Genomic DNA, 17,009 nt, shown 5'->3' with positions numbered 1-17,009 from the left:
GTCGCAAGAGTCAGAGGTGAATCAGTGGTGGAAGCCCTCAGGCTGTTTGTCGGTGGGCATGGGCGAGGTGAGACTGTCCAGGTAGCCCACGGCTTTGGTGAGGTCGGCCAGGAAGCTGGATGCGAGGTCGCGGGTGAAACCGTTCCTGACGACGATCCTCTGGACTGTCACCTCGCTCAATCCATCCGGCAAGGGGTAGGCCGGCACCAACCACCCGTTCATGCGCAAGCGTTCGGACAGGTGGTGGAGGTTCCAATGCTCTGTGTAACCCTCGGTGAGCTGCCAGGCGAATACGGGGATGTCCGAGCCGTCGCTCCACAGGGTGAAGGCGTCCATGGCCCCGATTTCGCTGGAGAGGTAGAGCGCCACGTCGCGGGACGTGGCCTGGACGGACCTGTACCCGGCAAAGCCGAGCCGCAGGAACAGGTAGTACTGCAGGAGAACCTGTGCGCCCGGCCGGGAAAAGTTCAGGGCGAAGGTGGGCATGTCTCCGCCCAGGTAGCTGACATGGAAAATCAGGTCCTCCGGGAGGGCCTCCGCATCACGCCACACCACCCAGCCCAGGCCCGGGTACACCAAGCCGTATTTGTGGCCGGAGGTGTTGATCGACGCTACGCGGGGAAGCCTGAAATCCCACACCATTTCGGGCTGCAGGAACGGTGCCACCATGGCGCCGGACGCCCCATCGACGTGGATGGGGATGTCCAGGCCGCGGCGCGCCTGGATGTCGTCCAACGCTTCCGAGATGAGCTTTACAGGCTCATAGAACCCTGTGTAGGTGACGCCCAGGATGGCGACGACGCCGATGGTGTTCTCGTCGACGTACTGGTCCAGGTCGTGACCGTCCAGCGTGGGATGTTCGTTGGACACCGGAACAAAACGGGGTTCGACTTCCCAGTAATTGCAGAATTTTTCCCAGCACACCTGGACTGCGGAGCTGAGCACGAGATTGGGTTTGTCCGTTGGCTTGCCTGCTGCGCGGCGTGCGTGTTGCCAGCGGCGTTTCAGGGCCAAGCCGCCCAGCATGCATGCTTCCGAGGATCCGATGGTGGACGTGCCGATGCTTTTCGAAGGATCCGGCGCGTTCCACAGGTCAGCGAGCATTCGCCAGCACCGTGTCTCGATGAGTGCCGTTTGGGGGTATTCGTCCTTGTCGATCATGTTCTTGTCGAACGTTTCCGCGTACAGGGCGGACGCTTCGGTTTCCATCCACGTCCCCACGAACGTTGCCAGGTTCAGCCGGGAATTGCCGTCCAACATCGCTTCGTCGTGGACAACCTGGTAGGCGGTGGCCGGCAGGGATTCGCCCTCGGGCAGGGTGAAGCGGGGAAAGATGGTGGACTCTCCAGGCCTGCTGAACAAAGGATTGAGTTCGACGGCGGTGTCCGGCTCGTGGTGGGTCGTGCGGTGGGCTCTGCTCATGGGCCAGCTCCTTGGATTCGTTCGCGCGGGGCTACTCGTCTGCCGCTCACGCTACCCGGCGTGGGTCGCTCACCCAAGCTTTCCGAACGTTCAACGGCTGCACCTCCAAGAATCCTGGGAAACGGCTCGGAAAGCGGCTGGGACGGCCTTCAGCCATACCTGGGAATTTCCGAAAAGAAATCCTTAAAGCTGACGGGTTGAAGCTTCCCCGTATAAGCGACTGGAAACCATGCCTGGTGATGCGGTCCGCTTGGCTGGACGACGTCGAGGTGGAGGAAGAGGTTCGCAAGGAACGCGCCGACGTCAACCCGCACGCGGTGACTGGAACCGCGGCCCGCGAAGCAATTGCCGCTATCGCAAACGCAGTGACGATGGGACGATCATCGTATGGGCGAACAAGAGAAGCACCAGCCCGCTGAGCCGGCAGGCGTTGCGTCAGAGGATGCGGGAGCACCAACGACCCAACAGATGCGGACCGTCGGGCAACGCAGGCGCGAAGCCGAACGCAAGCTGGACATTCATCTGGAGGAATCCCGCCACAAGGGTGAGGCTACTGAAGACGGGGATCATTCCGAAGCGTAGAGCCGCTGGAGCGCCCGGCGCTGCCGAAGGGGGTGTCGCTCTTGTGTGCCTCCCCGTGATGCAGTTGCAAGGCGCTGTGGATCAGTGGGAAATGGCTGAACGCCTGAGGGGTGTTGCCGAGCTGCCTTCGGGCGCGGGGATCCCATTCTTCACTGAGAAGACCCACGTCATTTCGCAGGCTTAGCAGCCGCTCGAAGAGTTCTGTGGCTTCATCGCTTCGGCCGATACCCAGCAGCGCATCCACCAGCCAGAATGAACACGCCAGGAATACCCCTTCGTTCCCGGGCAGGCCGTCGTGGCCGGATTGGGTCCGGTATCTGAGAACCAGGCCGTCCTCCGTGAGTCCCCTTTGAATGGCATCCACCGTCCCGGCAACGCGCGGATGCCGGTGGGGCAGGAAGCCCACGCGGGGCACCAGCAGCAGGCTCGCGTCCAGTTCCTTGCTGCCGTAGGACTGAACGAAGCTGTTGAGGTCCTCATCGAAGCCCTTGGTCATGACGTCGTTATGGATTTCGCTGCGGAGTGCCGCCCAACGGTCATGCGGGCCGGGCAGTCCGGAGGTCCTCACTGCCTTGACCATGCGGTCCGCGGCGACCCAGGCCATGACCTTGGAATGGGTAAAGTGCTGGCGCGGCCCGCGCATCTCCCACAGTCCGTTGTCTGGCTGGTCCCAGGCCCCTTCAAGGTACTCCATCAACGCCACCTGGATGTCCCAGGAATTGTCCACGGTCCCGTCAGCGGACGCTGCCCGGGTCAGCGAGAGCCCGTCCAGGACTTCGCCCCAGACGTCCAGCTGCAGCTGCGGAGCCGCCGCATTCCCGGTGCGGACGGGTGCTGACCCTTCGTAACCGGACAGCCACGGTATGTCGGCCTCCGGAAGCCTCCGGGCGCCGTCGAGTCCGTACACGATCTGAAGCTGGGACGGGTCCCCGGCGATGGCCCTCAGCAGCCAATCCCGCCAAGCGGATGCCTCTTCCGTGTATCCGGCGGCGAGAAGCGACTGCAGCGTCAGTGTCGCATCCCGCAGCCAGCAGAACCGGTAATCCCAGTTCCGTGGTCCGCCGATCTGCTCGGGCAGGGACGTGGTGGCGGCGGCCACGATGCCGCCGGTGGGTTCGTAAGTGAGCGCTTTGAGGGTGATGAGTGATCTCTCTACCGGCTCCTTGTACTTGCCCACTATCTTGCTCCGGCCGATCCACTCCAGCCAGTACGACTCCGTCGCATTGAGCGCCCGAAGGGGATCGATCCTGCGGGGCTCGCGTTCATGGCTCGGAGCCCAGCGAAGGACAAAGGGGACCTTGTCTCCGGCGCGGACTGTGAAATCGCTGTAGGTCCGGTTGTCGCGCCCAACAAGCGGGGCATGGGTAGTGACGTACGCCGAATCAGGACCTGCCACCGCGCTGATGCCGTGCTTGCTGTGACGCACCCAGGGAATGACGCTGCCGTAGTCGAAGCGCAGGACCAGCTCCATATGCATGTCCACCTCGCCGGACACGCCCTCGACGATCCGCACCAGGTCCACGGCGTCGTCGCGGACCGGCATGAAGTCGATCACCCTCACCGAACCGCCCGCCACTTCCCACACTGTCTCAAGGATGAGGGTGTCGCCCCGGTACTGGCGGCGGGTGCAGGTGCCGCCGTCGGGAGTCCCGGCAGGTGCCAACAGCCACCGTCCCGCCTCGGGCTTGTCCAGCAACGCCGCGAAGCAGGCGGGCGAGTCGAACCGCGGGAGGCACATCCAGTCAATGGACCCGCTTTGTCCTACCAGGGCCGCTGTGTTCAAATCCCCGATGATTGCGTAGTCCTCGATCCTCGCCATGGGACAGATCCTAGTCTGCGTCGCTGGCAGCTGCGGGACAGGCTCGACGGCGGCACTCGGCCGGGCGTCTTGGGTCTGGTCTCCTTTCAGGGTGCGTGCTACCACTGACGTAGGAACAAACCCGGAGGAGATGTTGTGGCCGAAGATCTGCCTGTCCTTGTCGTTGGCGCTACCGGATTCCTGGGTGGCCAAGTGGTGGATGAGCTCCTGAAACGCGGCAAGAAGGTCCGGGCGTTGGTGCGTCCTGGATCGAAAGCCGCCAAGCTTGAGGCCAAAGGCGTGGAAATCGCCCGCGGAGACATGCTGGACACGGCCTCGCTGATCAAGGCCATGACGGGTGTTTCCGGAGCAATTTCGACGGCGGCCGGCTACACAAGGAATGACAGGAACGCCAAGCTCATCGACAGCTACGGAAACAGCAACCTGGCCGTCGCAGCCAAGTATGCCGCCGTCCCACGATTTGTGCTGATCAGTATCCTCACGTGCGACCAGACACCCCAGATCCCGCACTTTTGGAATAAAAAGCTGGCTGAAGACAAGTTCGAGGAGCTCGGGGTTCCGTTCGTCGCGCTGCGGCCGGGTGCCTTCTTTGACCAGGCCGTAGGCATGGGCGGCGATCCCTTCGCGAAGGGCCGTTTTGTGTGGCTTGGCTCCAAGAAGGCCGGGCTGACGTTCGTTTTGGCGAGCGACCTCGCCGCTTACCTGGCGGCCGCCATCGACGCCGACATCGTTGATGGTGAGCGCATCGACATCGGCTGGACGCGGCCCGTGAGCATGCAGGAAGCCGCAGAGCTTGCGGGCAGGCGGGCCGGCAAGCCGGTAAAAGTCATGTCCGTGCCCACTGGCGCAATTACAGGGCTCGGCAAGGCGACCGCCAAGGTCCTGCCGCTGGTGTCGGACATGGCCAGCATGGTGGCGTGGTTCGAGACGGGGAAGTACGTAGCGGACACTTCCCGGCAGGAGCAGGTGTTCGGGACAGTGCCCACTCCTGAGGATGCCATCGGCCGGGTGGCCGAGCGGTACGGCCACTGACGTACCGCCACTAACTGCTGCGGCCTGGCGGCTGGCGGGCAAGGTAAATCGTAAGTATCCTGATGACACGCACCGGCGCTGCCCCTGACCATGCGCCGGACAAACATGAGGAGCACGTTATGAGAATCGGTTCTTCCATTGCCCTGATTGCCATCGGAGCTATTCTGGCGTTCGCGCTCGCCCCGGGAATCATCCCCTTCCTAGACCAGGTCCTGGTTGGCTACATCCTGATCGCGGTCGGCATCATCGGCCTCATCATTTCGATTGCCATGTCCAACAGGACCCGCCGCACAGTAGTCGAGCGGCGCGGTGATCCACACACCGTTGTGGAGCGGCGCCCGGAAATCTAGCAGCCGCAAGCTACGGAGGAAACGCACGACGGCGGGCTATCGCCGTCGTGCGTTTCTTGCCTCAGGCGAGGTTCAGGCCCTGCTGCCCGACGGCGTAGGCTGCTTCCATGGAGCAGACATTCGACATCGAATTGGTGAATCAGAACGAGTACCTGGTGCGATGGGCATCGGAAGGGCAGTCCGGGGAATCGCTGGTCCACACGAATCCCGACTTCCTGGCGGAGGCCGGGCTTGCAGGCTTCGATGAGCAGCTGATTGTGGAAGAGACCGCCACGTACCTGGCCGAACACCAGCCTGTCATCGACTTTCCCCAGACCGTGGACCTGGAAGAAATTGCCGCCGCCTACACGGGCTACACCGAGCAGTTGAAGCAGCGCCTCCAAGCCCGGTAGCGCTTCCGCGTCACGATCGGGGGCTTTCCGCTACTTAACCTTCGTCCTGTCAGCCGGCGTTCGAGGGAGTAGCGGCCATCCACACCTACACACCTGAATCGGTCGCGGCTTGGGCGTTGTCCCTGCAGTCCAGGGCGGAGCTTTGCTTCGACATCGCAGGGATCCATCGCGGGAAGGTCACGATTTACGCCGGGCCCGGAAAAGATGGAAACCAGGCTGTCGCGGTCTTCGACATCCCCGGAGCCGGAACCTTCGTTGGCCGCCATCTCAGCGGCGCCATGGACGAATGGGTGTCCGGCCTGCTGGAGGAGGTCGGGAGGATCGCCCAGGGGAAGCCTGTTCAGGCCTGAAGGTCCGCGGTGATGCGCTCGCCGTTGAAGTATTCCAGCTGCCAACCGTCCGTCGGGTGATGGTGGGCAAGGTTCAGTACCGCGTTCTGGACGCTGTCCAGCGTGCGGCCAACCGCACGGCTAAGGGTCAGTCGGATCAGGGTGCCGTGTGCTACCACCAGCACCCGCTTGCCCGCGAACTCCTTCGCCAGTTCCTCGAGTGCGGCGATCCCCCGCTCCGCGGCGTCGTCGTCGCTCTCGCCGCCACGGAAGCCGCCGGGGATGCGCAGCGCTTCCAGCTCCGGCCCGGCCTGCAATCCCTCCGCCGGCCCGAAGCTGCGCTCAGTCAGGTTCGGGACGAGCCGTGCCACCGTGAGCCCCAGCCCTTCGGCGATGATTTCTGCCGTTTCGGCTGCGCGGCTGAGTGGCGACGCAACCACGGTGTCCCATTGCTGGCCCGACAGGAAGGCGACGGCGTCGCGCGCCTGGCCGCGGCCGACGTCGTTCAAGGGAATATCGGTGGACCCCTGCAACCGGCGCTCCGCGTTCCAATCGGTCTGGCCATGGCGGACGAGGGCGAAAGTCGTAAGGGTCATGCCTTCCATTGTGCCTTGCGGTCCGGCCGGGCGCAGTTCGCTGCGTCACGTAACGTGAACTGCCCATTGTCCTTCCTGTGATTTAATCAGTATCCTGATGACTTATCTGGTGACACCGGATGATGCTGTTTGAGCTGACTTGCTCAAGCCGCCAAGGCTGAAGCAATCGGTCAAGCGGCAATGTGAAATGTTATTGACGGCATTACTTGGTACCGACGGATGGTGTTTGGGTCCGTGACGCGCCAGGTAGTCCCAAAGGACGTGACAATCGTGGGCTACAACGACAAAACCGAGGGCGCAGGCGCTCCCGTTTCTGTGGACGGCGCGGGTGGCAGCGACGCACTTGATGGCCGCTACCAGCTGGGTCCGCTCCTGGGCAGGGGTGCAATGTCCACTGTCTACAGGGCGACGGACCTGGTCCTTGGCCGTGATGTGGCAGTCAAGATTTTCCTTCCCGGCTCGGGCGATGATTCCTTCCGGGCACGGCAGGACACCGAAATGCGGCTACTCGCCGCTTTTGACCACCCGGGTCTCGTTGCGGCCTTCGACGCGGGCGTCGATACGCGCAACGACGAAGAACGTGCCTACTTGGTGATGGAGCTCGCCGAGGGGCGGGATCTGCGTGCCATACTTTCCGGCGGCCCACTCACCGTTCCCGAAACCGCCCGCATCGGCATCCGGATCGCCGGAGCCCTTGGCCAGGTGCATGAACACGGCGTCATCCACCGTGACATCAAACCGGCCAACATCCTGGTGTCCGACGGCGACGGGCTGGCGGAGTCGGTCAAGCTGGCAGACTTCGGGGTTGCGTTGGTGATGAACGACAACCGCCTGACGGCAACGGGATTCACCGTGGGCACCGCCCAGTACCTCAGCCCTGAGCAGGCGCAGGGCTTGCACCTGACCCCCAAGAGCGACATCTATTCGCTGGGCCTGGTGCTCCTGGAATGCCTGACGGGCCATGCGGAGTACCCGGGAACGCCCGTGGAAACGGCCTCGGCCCGCCTGCACAGGGCCCCGCAGGTGCCCTGTGAACTGCCTGCTCCGTTGCGCACCCTCCTGGAGGCCATGACGGACATGGATCCGGAAAAGCGTCCCGCAGCCCAGGAAGTGGAGCAGGCGCTGTCGGAGGAAGGCGTCCAGTCCGGGCGCAGGACCGCGATACTTCCTCCCTTGCCGCAACGGACTCCGCTGAGTGCGACGACGGCCCGGACCCCCAGCGCCCGTGCCGCCCGCCCCGTGGCCATCCGGCCGCGGACCAGGAAGACGGCAACGCTGACCGGCATTCGCGACTTCAGCAAACGCCGGCCCAAGACGGCTCGTGGGGTTGCGGCCGCAGCAGTCGCTATCCCGCTTGCCTTGCTGGCTCTTACCCAGGGGCTCTCCTCGGCTGGCAGCACGACCGATCCGGTGCACTCTCCCAACGACGGCGTATCCCACGCCGACCCGCAGCCGGTGTCTCCGGTCCTGCCGGTGCCGGCTGCTACCTCGCCTGCAGAAGCAGTCGACCTACCTCAGGCGACCACGCCTGAGCAGGTTGCGCAGAACATCCCCGTCCAGAACATCCCCGTTCAGAATGTCCCGGCCCAGAACGGGGCCGTCCAGAACGTACCCGCCCAGAACCAGCCGGTCCTGCCTCCCTCCGATATGAAGGGGCCGGACATCGCCAAGACCAAGAGCGACGGCAAGAGCGGGAAGAAGCCAGAGAAGGGCCAGGACAAGGGCGGAAAGTAACCCCTCCCGGGCGCTATGTTCCGGCGGGGAAGCTCACCGCGATAGTGGTGCCGCCGCCAGCGGTTTCGGAGATGCTGAGGTCCCCGCCGTGGGCTTTGGCGATGCTGCTGCACGTGGCCAGCCCGAGGCCGGTGCCTGGGCCGTCCCCGTCGCGGCGCAGCCGCACCAAGGGTTCCAGGACCTTGTCCCGGTCCTCGGGTTTGATGCCCTTGCCGTTGTCCGCCACATACACCGTTGCGCCGTGGTAGTTCGAAATTCCGCTGACGCTGACCTTGAGGTCGCGCTCCGGGCTGCGGTAGTTCATCGCGTTGGAAATGAGATTCTGCAGGAGCGTCCGCAGCTGCCCGGGGTCGGCGTAAACGGTGATGTCGCGGACATCAACGCTGCCCTCGTTCTCTATCCCGAGGTCCCGGACAACTTCTTCGGTGACCTCACGCAGGGAGACGCGGGCTGGCTGGATGCCACCACCCACACGGGAGTAATTGAGGACGTCTTCCAGCATTCCCAGCATGCGCCGTCCGCTGGCACCGATGCGGTCGAGGTACCGTGCAGCAGGACTGCTGGGCTCGATATCGGGGTCGTCCTCCACCAGTTCCACGTATCCCAGGATGGTGGTCAGTGGAATGCGCAGGTCGTGGCTGACGCGGCCGGCGAATCCGGCAAGCTTGGCGTTGCTGGCCCTGAGTTCGGAGTAGGTGCGGTCCAGCTGGGCCGTGCGGTGCTGAAGTTCCAGGAGCTCAACCACCTGCTTGGCCAGGACTTCGAGCATTCCTACCTGCTCCTGGCTCAGCTCCTTGCTCTGGTCAGAAAAGACACACAGGGTTCCCGGCACGAATCCGGATTCCGTTTGCAGGGGCACAGAGGCATAGAACCGGACGTTGCCGATTTCGCCGGTCACAAAAGGGTTGTCGGCAAAGCGCGGATCCCGGGAGGCGTCCGCCACAACGGTCCGCTCGCGGGAGAGGAAGACCTTGGCGCACATGGAGTCCTCGCGGGAGCAGACTCCGGGTTCCACGCCCCAGGCGCCGATCTGGTGCTGGTACTTGGCGCTGATGATATTGACCACGCCGAACGGGGCACCACACAGCTCGGTGGCGAGCCGCACCAGGTTCTTCAGGGCATTCATGACGGCGTCGTTGGGAAGGAGCGTCGAGTCCACTGCAGGATCAAGGCCGTATTCCTGGAGCTCCCTGTCCCGGCCGAAGTCCGTCGTGAAAGACAGCTGTCCCTGAATTTCCGTCATTGAACCAACCCCCAAGCGTTGTGTGAATTCCCTGCCGATACTACCGGGAGGTCTGCGCTGCGGGTTTACCTACTGACTTATCTTCACCACCAGAATTTCGACGACGGCGCCCGCGTTTCGCAGGTGCCTGCGGACCGCGGCGGCTACTTCCCGGGCTACTTCCGGGGCGGGGCGAAGGATTCCTACGCCTATCCGGGCCTTGACCGCCACGTCGTCACCATGCCCGGAAAGACTGATAAGGGGCTGTGCTTCTCCGGTCACCGCCGCAACCGCCGCCCCGGCGATCGACTGCCACAGCGGCTGGGCAGGGTAGACGGTCGTGACCCCGTCAACGGCCTGGACAACGCCAAGCAGTTCCATGGCCAGGGCGGGAGAATTGCTTTCCATGTGCTCCGTCATGGCTGGTCCTCCTTGACCGCTGTGATGGCCGGGGCAGGAGGCTCCAGCACATCGGTGACCGTGATGTTGATGGCCTGGATGGTGAGTTCAGTCTGGACGGCAAGCACCTCCGCCAGTTCATTCCGCAGGGTCGCCGCGTGCTCTTCCATGGAGTATCCGTAGACCACCGCGATCTCCACGTCGACGTCGATCCCGGCTCCCGGCGTCGTGATGTCGCCTGCCAGGCGGCACTTACCGGCAGCTGTTCCGGGCATGGAGTCGACCACTGAGCGGATCAACGCTGACACGGATCCTTCGGTCTCCCAGAGGGAATCGAGCGGGTCCTCGGAACGCAGCGGGATGCTGCGGCCGGGACGCAGTTCCAAATGGAGGTTGTCCAGGATGTTCTGCATCCAGTCGTCGTTGCCGGATCCTGCCTCGGCCACGTCAGAGGCCAACAGTTCATGGCCCAGTTCGGAGAGCCTGCGCAGGGAAGCCAGGCCGGCCTGGCATTCAGGGCAGCCCTCCACATGTTCGGGATCAGCGATGTATCCCGTGTCCAAATAGGCGCTCAGTTCCGCGAGGCTGTGCCCGCATTCCAAAGCATCGCCGGGGGTTTTCATCGCCACTCCTCCATTGTGCGTGCCAGGGCAATCCGTGCCCTGGCAAGACGGCCACGGACGCTGTCAGGGCTGATGTTCAAGGTCAGGGCGATCTCCTCGTAGCTCAGGTCGTTGAATTCCTTGAGTACCCAACAGCGGCGCTGCTCCTCGGGGAGCCGTTGGAGCGCCGATTTCAACGCGTCAATTCTGGAGGCATTGACCGCAGTGCTTTCAGGATCCGGGATCCGCTGGCTGGAAGGAGCCCCCGCATGGTTCTCCAGCTCGTCCAAGGCAGCGTGGTTGCGCCGTTTTCGGAGGTGGTCAATGCTGCGCGTGCCAACGATGCGAAGCAACCAGCTTTTCACTGCGGCGGGGTCCCGTACAGTGTCCAATTGATTCCATGCCTGCACCAGGCTCTCCTGGACGACGTCGTCAGCGTCCGCCAGGGTGCCCGTCAAACGTCGGGCCGTTGCCCGCATCAAGGGCCCGTGACGCCGGGCGAGGGCTTCGAAAGCGGCAGTGTCGCCATCTGCTGCCCTGCCGGCCAGCAACGCGTCCGGCACCACGTCCAGGTGTTGCTGTGCTGCGGCGGAGGCCGCGGGTGAACCATTCACGTTTCCGCCTTTCCAGTGTTGTGAGTCGGGCATGTCATCCCAAAGGGCCAGGGACTTGGGGATGCCTTCTTACCGGGCCCGGCGCGATCCTGACACCCGGGTTCCGGGACCATTCGTGATTCGGACCAGGGCGGGTGCCGGATGGCCCAGCCAGGCGTCCAGTTCCTGGAGCAACTGGGCCGCCGTGTCGCCGAGCTCCCGGGGGCATGCCCCTTTGCGGGCTTCCAAGCGGAGCCGCAGAGCCGTGCCGCGCCGGGATTCCCACGCCGAGACAGAGGTGCCCAGCACGTCGGGGTGACCAGTGAGGGACTCCCTGACGGCTGCCGATACCAGTCCGGTGTCCACCACGGTTCGGCCTGCACTGCCTTCCGAGTCCTCCGCAAAGCGAGGTGTTTTGCCGCCTCCTTGGGAAGCGATCCAGGCCGCGCCCAGGATGGCGCCGACCAGCAGCACGGCGATTCCCAGCACCAACCACCAGCTCCGGACAGGGTCGGGAAGGGGTGCCGTGCCAACCAGATTGCGGAGTCCATCCCGTGCAGTCGATCCGGAAGTTTTCCAGAACTCTGCAACGCCTGGCAGGGTCCCGGCCGCGATCAGTGCGGCGCCGGCTCCCAGCAGGACGATCCCCAGGATGGTGAGCAGGATGCGGTTGAGCGCCCGATTCGTGTTTCTCATTGCCCCGCCTTTCTCATTGGCCCACAGTTCCTTCGTTCAGAATGCTGACGCTCGACCGCACTGGCCGATCCAGCGCGTAGGCTGCCAGTTCGCCGTCGACCGTTTCCTGGATGTCTGCCGCCTCAAGCGGTTCGCCCGACGTCGGACGCACCTGGACGCGGACGGAACGTCCACCGACGGTGGTGGTCACCTGCCCGGGGGCGAGGCCCGTTGCGTGCCGGACCTTGCGGGACACCGCTGCCGCAATCACCTCGTCATCCACCACGACGGCGGCGCGCTGGCTTCCGATCGCGCGGCGTGGCCGTCGCCCTCTCCCGAAGGCCAGTCCGAACAGCACCAGCGCCAGGATTCCCAGCCCTGCGCCTGATGCCACCATGCCTGCCGGCGTTGTGTTGGCCGGAAGCTCGATCAACCAGCGGAGCATCTGTGCCGGGCTGGCGAGCAAGGGCTGGTCTTTGAGCAGCCACAGCACGGATTCCAGTGCCAGCCAGAGGAAAACGGCTACCAGGAGGGAGGCGGCCACGATGGAGGGGACCGCCCTCGAGGAGTGCGTTTCGCGCCTGACCAAACGGCGGATGGCGGCATCCTCGCTCATTCGACTCTCCTTTCCTTAAGTCGCCCAGGCTTTCCGCCGGTGAGGCGGATGTCTACCCGGCCTATGGCCAAACCGGTGATGGCCGTACCTCGGGCCACGATTTCCTGCCGGGCGGCACGGGCTTGTTCGAAGACTGTGGCCGGACCGGGCTGCGGCTTCCGCGGCGTCGGGGACTGCTTCAGCAGCGGCGGGAGGGACAGCCGGATGGAAACCTTGACGCCAAGCCTTCCCGCGTCATCCTCCACCGTTGCTGAAACGTCTCCCGTACCAACGCGGAACGCCTGGGCAGTGACTGTTTCCACGGTTTTCCGGATCGCCGCGTGGGTGAGCCGGTTGTGTCCTATCCGGTCCGCCGTGTCCGGGAAGCGCTCTGTGGCGCCCGCGCTGCTCATGAGGAGGAGCGCTTGCCCCGCAGGGCATCAAGCACCCCGCGAAGGTCAAGCTTTCCTTCGGCGGAACGGCCCAACACCGCCCCGACTCCCATGAAGAGAGCGGTCAGCAGCAGGCCCCAGAACCCGAAGGCCAGTCCAGCCAGGGCGAGCACCGCTCCTATGGCCAGGCCTGCGATGGTGGGGCTCACGAGACCCTCGGTTCGCGGTCGGCGTCATCGGATTCGGAGTCCTCTGACGGGACGTGGATGTCGGTAATGGTCACGTTCACCTCGGTCACTTCCATGCCCACCAGGTCCTCGATGGCGGAATACACGGCGTCGCGGGCGTTGTCCGCCACCTCCTGGAGCGGGTGCGGGTATTCGACAACCAAGGTCACGTCGACCGCAACCTGGGTCTGGCCTACCTCCACGTTGACTCCTTGGGTGAGGTCCTTTTGTCCCACCTTTTCCCTCAGGCTGCCGATGGCGCGGGCCGCTCCGCCGCCCAGGGCATGCACTCCCGGGATCTCCTGGATGGCGATGCCGGCGATCTTGGCGACGACGCCGTCTGCGACGGTGGTCGCACCGCGGCCGTCCTTGCCCTTGTCCCGGGTGGGTGCGTCCACGACGGCGGCGTTCTGCTTGTTCTTGGCCGGTACGTCTGCCGGGGTGTGCGTTTGGATCGTCATGGCGATGGCTCCTGTCCGTTTGCTTGCGGCGCGTCCTTTACGCCGTCATGAATAAGACGTGCTGACCGGCTGATTCCTCACGCTGAAAATTATGTGATGTGAGTCACTTTCCTGCCGACACGCTGGCTTGCTTAGTTAGTTTGCCATATAACTAGTTTGTCGAGTTACATCTCCTGGAAAGGGCACCAAAATGACCGCAGTAGCTATGGCTGGGACGAAGATGGGGGCTCTGCCGGACACCGCAAAGGAGGTGCCGTCCACTCCGGCGAAGCGGACCGGCCTCTTGGATGTGGTGTGGACGGCGGCGGCCAGCGTGGAAGGACTCCAGTGGGAAATGGATGAAGCTGAAGAGTCCTTGGCCCAGGCGATGCGAAGCGCGATGGAAGCGGGAGCGGGACTCCCGGACCTCGCGATTGCTTCCGGGATGAGCTTCGCGGCCATTGAGAAGCTGATGGAGTAGCCCACCCAGGAAGCTTGAGCCAATCTTGAGATGACACGGCGTCGTTCTTGAGGGCCCTGCCCGATGGTTGAAACATCAGCCATTGGAGCTGATGGGAACTTTCAGGAAGGCGACCGAAATGACTGCTCACATCACCGCCCAGGCCAATGGCGCCAGCGCTGCGGACACGCGCTCCCCGGAGGCGGCAACCCACCCGGAAGACGTGCCGGGCCAGGCCCGTACGGGTGTGGCTGTACGTGAGCCGTTCAACCCCTTGGCCTCAGGACTGCGCAGTATTTGGCCCCAATCCGTCGTCGGATTCTAGGCCCCTTCCGATTGCTTCGGGCAGGCACCCAGGTGCTTGTCCGGCGTCGTTAATGGTCGTGGCTTTCGCGTGACTCCGGTGGGACGATGGTGTCCACCGGAACTAAGGAGGCTTGTCATAAAAGAGGAGATGAGGAAGGCCGCTGACGTGGCCGAGGAAGCCTCAAACTCACGCACTTTCGAGATCATTGCGCGCGCAGGGTACGCCGTCAGCGGCCTGCTGCATGTGTTGATCGGGGTTATCGCGCTTCAGCTGGCCTTCGGCCGCGGCGGCGAAGCCGACGTTTCGGGGGCGGTGGCCTCCCTTGCCAGCCAACCCGTGGGACCCGTGCTTCTGTGGGCCTGCTTTGGAGCCTGCGCGGCGCTCGCGCTGTGGCAATTGGGGAACGCCATCATGGGGGAGCGGACCGCGAGCAAGAAACTGACCAAGAGGCTTTCGGCTGCGGGCCAGGCGCTCGTGTTCGCTGCCCTTGCGGCCACCATTGTCTCGTTCATCATGGGCAAGGGAAAGAACAGCCGGGAGTCCAGCACCGACTTCACGGCCACCCTGATGAGTGCTCCGCTGGGAGTGTTCCTGCTTGTCGCCATCGGTGCGGGCGTGGCCATCACGGGTATTTTCTTCGCCGGGCGCGGCTTCCGGCAGACCTTCAAGCGTGACATCTCCCTGTCCTCGGAGGAAGCGGTCCGGAAGTTTCAAGTGGGCGTGGGCATGGTGGGGTACATAGCCAAGGGCATTGCCCTGTTCCTGGTTGGCCTGCTGGTGGTTATCGCCGCTGTGCGTGCCCAGCCGCAGCAATCCACCGGGCTGGATGGGGGCCTGAAGGCCCTGCGGGAACAGCCGTACGGACCGTACCTGCTGGCCGCGGTCGCCGTCGGGCTGATTGCCTACGGACTCTTCCTGATGGTCAAGGCAAAGTCCCTGCGGACCTGAATCTGCCTGGCCCAGCCGTTTGGGCGCCTTGAGGGGGGTACAGGGCAAACGAACCGTGCAGGCCATCTGAAGGGCAGAACCATGACACATGAAGATCCGCAACGGAACGACCAGCCGCAACCGGCCGGGCACCAGCTGGCCTCCGCGCCCTCGGACCCACGCAAGGGCTATTACGCGGAGGAATTCCCCCAGCAGGAACAGCAGCAGCCGGGCCTGACCAAGCCCCTTGAGCCGCAACCGGACCACGGCGAAAAGAGCTACGTGGGCCACGGCCGGCTGCAGGGAAAGACCGCACTGATCACCGGCGGCGACTCCGGTATAGGTGCCGCCGTGGCCATCGCCTACGCCCGCGAGGGCGCCAACGTAGCCATTAGCTACCTGCCGGAGGAGGAGGAAGACGCGCAGTCGACGGCGGAATGGATCCGTGAGTGCGGGGCGCGGGTTCTCCTGTTGCCCGGTGATGCGCGGGATGAAGGCTTCGCGGCGGACATCGTGGAACGTACCGTGCAGGAACTCGGTGGCCTGGACATCGTGGTGCTGAATGCGGCTTACCAAAAGAACCGGGAAGGCCTGGAAACCGTCCCCACGGAAGAGTTCGACCGCGTCTTCAAGACCAATCTGTACTCGCTCATCTGGACAGCCCAGGCCGCCATTCCCTATCTTCGGCCCGGAGCTTCCATCATCGTCACGGCCTCCATCCAGGCGTTCAACCCCTCGGCCCAGTTGGTGGACTACGCCATGACCAAGGCCGCCCAGGTGGCTTTCACCAAGGCCATGGCCCAAGAGCTTGGCCCCAAGGGTATCCGCGTCAACGCTGTGGCACCGGGCCCCATTTGGACGCCGTTGATTCCCGCAACGGAATGGCCCGACAAGTTGCCTTCCTTCGGCCAGGACACGCCCTTGGGCCGGGCCGGGCAACCTGCGGAACTGGCTCCCGCCTACGTTCTGCTCGCATCCGACGAAGGCTCCTACATTTCCGGAGCAGTGCTGCCCGTTACGGGTGGCAAGGGGCTCTAGATGATCGCGGTCCTGGTCATCGACATGCAGAAGCAGTTGGTACGGAAAATGCGGAAGCTGCGGAAACGGTTCTCAGGGTGTTGACGCGTGGGTACCGGCAGAATGAAATCTATCCGCTGTTGGCGTCGGTCCGGTCGTCCTAGGGCCCGTACCGCCGGAACCCGGAGGCTGCAGCGGCAGTCCTCCGGGTTCCTATGGTGTTCAGTTGTGTAGCCGTGCTTGCGGACTACGGGCGGCTTGAGCCTGATGCTTCCTCGTCCGGTTCGGAGGAGAAAGGCCGGTCCGGCGGTGTGTCCTCGGTGTTCTTGTCGTCCAGTTCGGCATCCGCTGAAGGGACCGTCTTCTCGGCGTAGTCCCCCTCGGTGTAGTCCCCGCCGGCGTCGTCCTTCAGGGTTTCCGGCGACACTCCCGTGTCTCCGTAGTCGCCCTCGGTGTATTGGCCGTCAAGCTCTTCGCTGTTGGCGTCGCGGTTCTGGTGATCAGCCATGGGTAGCCCTGCGGTTGGTGATCAGGCCATAGATCAGCAGCACGATGATCGAGCCACCGATTGCGAGCAGCCAGGTTGTGAGCGAGAAGAATTCCTGCAGGCCTGTGTTGAAGATCAGGCCGCCGAGCCAGCCACCCAGGAGGGCGCCGACGACGCCCAGGATGAGGGTGACGAACCAGCCACCACCCTGACGGCCGGGAAGGATAAGTTTTGCGATAGCTCCGGCCAAAAGACCGAGCAGAAGGAAACCAAAGAAACCCATTTTTGTTCCTGCTTTCTTGTCGTTGGACATCCTGCCGATTGGGTGTCGGTCCGGTACTTCATCTGCAACGCTAGCTGTTCCCAAAGCGAGTAGCAAGTAACCTGACTATTATCGGATGCATGCTGCT

At 63.9% G+C, this 17,009-nt stretch carries 24 protein-coding genes; 10 read left to right on the top strand and 14 right to left on the bottom strand.

The window, feature by feature from the left end; all coding sequences use genetic code 11:
- Positions 1 to 21: 21 nt before the first annotated feature.
- Positions 22 to 1,422, bottom strand: a complete 1,401-nt coding sequence (locus N5P29_RS19785; protein ID WP_262276474.1) for a glutamate decarboxylase — start codon at positions 1,420 to 1,422, stop codon at positions 22 to 24.
- 236 nt (positions 1,423 to 1,658) lie between these two features.
- On the opposite strand from N5P29_RS19785, the gene N5P29_RS19780 reads away from it, so the two are divergent.
- The gene (locus N5P29_RS19780) at positions 1,659 to 1,841 is read left to right on the top strand and encodes a hypothetical protein (RefSeq protein WP_262276473.1); all 183 of its coding nucleotides are present in this window, start codon (positions 1,659 to 1,661) and stop codon (positions 1,839 to 1,841) included.
- Positions 1,842 to 1,972: 131 nt separating this feature from the next.
- On the opposite strand, the gene N5P29_RS19775 is transcribed toward N5P29_RS19780, so the two are convergent.
- Positions 1,973 to 3,823, bottom strand: coding sequence for a glycoside hydrolase family 15 protein (locus N5P29_RS19775; RefSeq protein ID WP_262276472.1), 1,851 nt, complete (start codon positions 3,821 to 3,823; stop codon positions 1,973 to 1,975).
- 135 nt (positions 3,824 to 3,958) lie between these two features.
- Between N5P29_RS19775 and N5P29_RS19770 the strand changes: the two genes are divergently transcribed.
- The 4 genes from N5P29_RS19770 to N5P29_RS19755 all read left to right on the top strand — a co-directional run bounded on the left by N5P29_RS19770 (position 3,959) and on the right by N5P29_RS19755 (position 5,947).
- Positions 3,959 to 4,855, top strand: a complete 897-nt coding sequence (locus tag N5P29_RS19770) for an SDR family oxidoreductase (RefSeq protein ID WP_262276471.1) — start codon at positions 3,959 to 3,961, stop codon at positions 4,853 to 4,855.
- Positions 4,856 to 4,974: 119 nt separating this feature from the next.
- A complete protein-coding gene (locus N5P29_RS19765; protein WP_262276470.1) occupies positions 4,975 to 5,205 on the top strand; it encodes a DUF6458 family protein in 231 nt (76 codons plus the stop codon).
- Positions 5,206 to 5,312: 107 nt separating this feature from the next.
- Entirely contained in the window at positions 5,313 to 5,597 is a 285-nt protein-coding gene (locus tag N5P29_RS19760; protein ID WP_262276469.1) for a hypothetical protein, read from the top strand.
- A 116-nt stretch (positions 5,598 to 5,713) separates the two neighbouring features.
- Positions 5,714 to 5,947 (top strand): hypothetical protein, encoded by a 234-nt coding sequence (locus N5P29_RS19755; RefSeq protein WP_262276468.1) that lies wholly within the window; start codon positions 5,714 to 5,716, stop codon positions 5,945 to 5,947.
- On the opposite strand, the gene N5P29_RS19750 is transcribed toward N5P29_RS19755, so the two are convergent.
- Entirely contained in the window at positions 5,938 to 6,531 is a 594-nt protein-coding gene (locus N5P29_RS19750; protein ID WP_262276467.1) for a histidine phosphatase family protein, read from the bottom strand. The two genes, N5P29_RS19755 and N5P29_RS19750, sit on opposite strands and share 10 nt — an antisense overlap.
- Positions 6,532 to 6,756: 225 nt before the next feature.
- Here N5P29_RS19750 and N5P29_RS19745 point away from each other — a divergent pair, with 225 nt between their 5' ends.
- Positions 6,757 to 8,256, top strand: coding sequence for a serine/threonine-protein kinase (locus tag N5P29_RS19745; RefSeq protein WP_262276466.1), 1,500 nt, complete (start codon positions 6,757 to 6,759; stop codon positions 8,254 to 8,256).
- Between the two features lie 13 nt (positions 8,257 to 8,269).
- Here the strand turns inward: N5P29_RS19745 and N5P29_RS19740 are convergent, their stop codons facing one another.
- The 9 genes from N5P29_RS19740 to N5P29_RS19700 all read right to left on the bottom strand — a co-directional run bounded on the left by N5P29_RS19740 (position 8,270) and on the right by N5P29_RS19700 (position 13,422).
- Positions 8,270 to 9,499, bottom strand: coding sequence for a GAF domain-containing sensor histidine kinase (locus N5P29_RS19740; protein ID WP_262276465.1), 1,230 nt, complete (start codon positions 9,497 to 9,499; stop codon positions 8,270 to 8,272).
- Between the two features lie 69 nt (positions 9,500 to 9,568).
- Entirely contained in the window at positions 9,569 to 9,898 is a 330-nt protein-coding gene (locus N5P29_RS19735) for a hypothetical protein (RefSeq protein ID WP_262276464.1), read from the bottom strand.
- A complete protein-coding gene (locus tag N5P29_RS19730; RefSeq protein ID WP_262276463.1) occupies positions 9,895 to 10,500 on the bottom strand; it encodes an Asp23/Gls24 family envelope stress response protein in 606 nt (201 codons plus the stop codon). Before N5P29_RS19730 ends, N5P29_RS19735 begins: the two co-directional genes overlap by 4 nt.
- On the bottom strand, positions 10,497 to 11,126 hold the full coding sequence (locus N5P29_RS19725) for an RNA polymerase sigma factor (protein ID WP_410007885.1): 630 nt from the start codon (positions 11,124 to 11,126) through the stop codon (positions 10,497 to 10,499). Before N5P29_RS19725 ends, N5P29_RS19730 begins: the two co-directional genes overlap by 4 nt.
- A 36-nt stretch (positions 11,127 to 11,162) precedes the next feature.
- Positions 11,163 to 11,768: a hypothetical protein gene (locus N5P29_RS19720; RefSeq protein WP_262276461.1), complete on the bottom strand. Its 606-nt coding sequence runs from the start codon at positions 11,766 to 11,768 to the stop codon at positions 11,163 to 11,165.
- 13 nt (positions 11,769 to 11,781) lie between these two features.
- Entirely contained in the window at positions 11,782 to 12,363 is a 582-nt protein-coding gene (locus N5P29_RS19715) for a hypothetical protein (RefSeq protein WP_262276460.1), read from the bottom strand.
- Positions 12,360 to 12,755: a hypothetical protein gene (locus tag N5P29_RS19710; RefSeq protein WP_262276459.1), complete on the bottom strand. Its 396-nt coding sequence runs from the start codon at positions 12,753 to 12,755 to the stop codon at positions 12,360 to 12,362. Before N5P29_RS19710 ends, N5P29_RS19715 begins: the two co-directional genes overlap by 4 nt.
- Positions 12,752 to 12,943 (bottom strand): DUF2273 domain-containing protein, encoded by a 192-nt coding sequence (locus N5P29_RS19705; protein ID WP_018779796.1) that lies wholly within the window; start codon positions 12,941 to 12,943, stop codon positions 12,752 to 12,754. Before N5P29_RS19705 ends, N5P29_RS19710 begins: the two co-directional genes overlap by 4 nt.
- Positions 12,940 to 13,422 (bottom strand): Asp23/Gls24 family envelope stress response protein, encoded by a 483-nt coding sequence (locus N5P29_RS19700; RefSeq protein WP_262276458.1) that lies wholly within the window; start codon positions 13,420 to 13,422, stop codon positions 12,940 to 12,942. The genes N5P29_RS19705 and N5P29_RS19700 overlap by 4 nt, the downstream gene beginning before the upstream one ends.
- 190 nt (positions 13,423 to 13,612) lie before the next feature.
- On the opposite strand from N5P29_RS19700, the gene N5P29_RS19695 reads away from it, so the two are divergent.
- The 4 genes from N5P29_RS19695 to N5P29_RS19680 all read left to right on the top strand — a co-directional run bounded on the left by N5P29_RS19695 (position 13,613) and on the right by N5P29_RS19680 (position 16,133).
- The gene (locus N5P29_RS19695; RefSeq protein WP_262276457.1) at positions 13,613 to 13,882 is read left to right on the top strand and encodes a hypothetical protein; all 270 of its coding nucleotides are present in this window, start codon (positions 13,613 to 13,615) and stop codon (positions 13,880 to 13,882) included.
- 118 nt (positions 13,883 to 14,000) lie between these two features.
- On the top strand, positions 14,001 to 14,186 hold the full coding sequence (locus N5P29_RS19690; protein ID WP_262276456.1) for a hypothetical protein: 186 nt from the start codon (positions 14,001 to 14,003) through the stop codon (positions 14,184 to 14,186).
- Positions 14,187 to 14,315: 129 nt separating this feature from the next.
- Positions 14,316 to 15,116 carry a DUF1206 domain-containing protein gene (locus N5P29_RS19685; RefSeq protein WP_262276455.1) on the top strand — a complete coding sequence of 267 codons (801 nt, stop codon included), beginning with the start codon at positions 14,316 to 14,318 and terminating at the stop codon, positions 15,114 to 15,116.
- A gap of 81 nt (positions 15,117 to 15,197) precedes the next feature.
- Positions 15,198 to 16,133, top strand: a complete 936-nt coding sequence (locus N5P29_RS19680; protein WP_262276454.1) for an SDR family oxidoreductase — start codon at positions 15,198 to 15,200, stop codon at positions 16,131 to 16,133.
- Between the two features lie 226 nt (positions 16,134 to 16,359).
- Here N5P29_RS19680 and N5P29_RS19675 read toward each other — a convergent pair whose 3' ends face one another.
- Both N5P29_RS19675 and N5P29_RS19670 read right to left on the bottom strand, forming a co-directional pair.
- The gene (locus N5P29_RS19675) at positions 16,360 to 16,620 is read right to left on the bottom strand and encodes a hypothetical protein (protein ID WP_262276453.1); all 261 of its coding nucleotides are present in this window, start codon (positions 16,618 to 16,620) and stop codon (positions 16,360 to 16,362) included.
- Positions 16,613 to 16,882: a GlsB/YeaQ/YmgE family stress response membrane protein gene (locus N5P29_RS19670; RefSeq protein WP_262276452.1), complete on the bottom strand. Its 270-nt coding sequence runs from the start codon at positions 16,880 to 16,882 to the stop codon at positions 16,613 to 16,615. Before N5P29_RS19670 ends, N5P29_RS19675 begins: the two co-directional genes overlap by 8 nt.
- Between the last annotated feature and the right edge of the window lie 127 nt (positions 16,883 to 17,009).

The sequence above is a fragment of the Paenarthrobacter sp. JL.01a genome (assembly GCF_025452095.1).
Classification (GTDB): Bacteria; Actinomycetota; Actinomycetes; order Actinomycetales; family Micrococcaceae; genus Arthrobacter.
The sequence above is the reverse complement of the archived record's forward strand: the minus strand, read 5'-3'. Positions and strand labels throughout refer to the sequence as shown.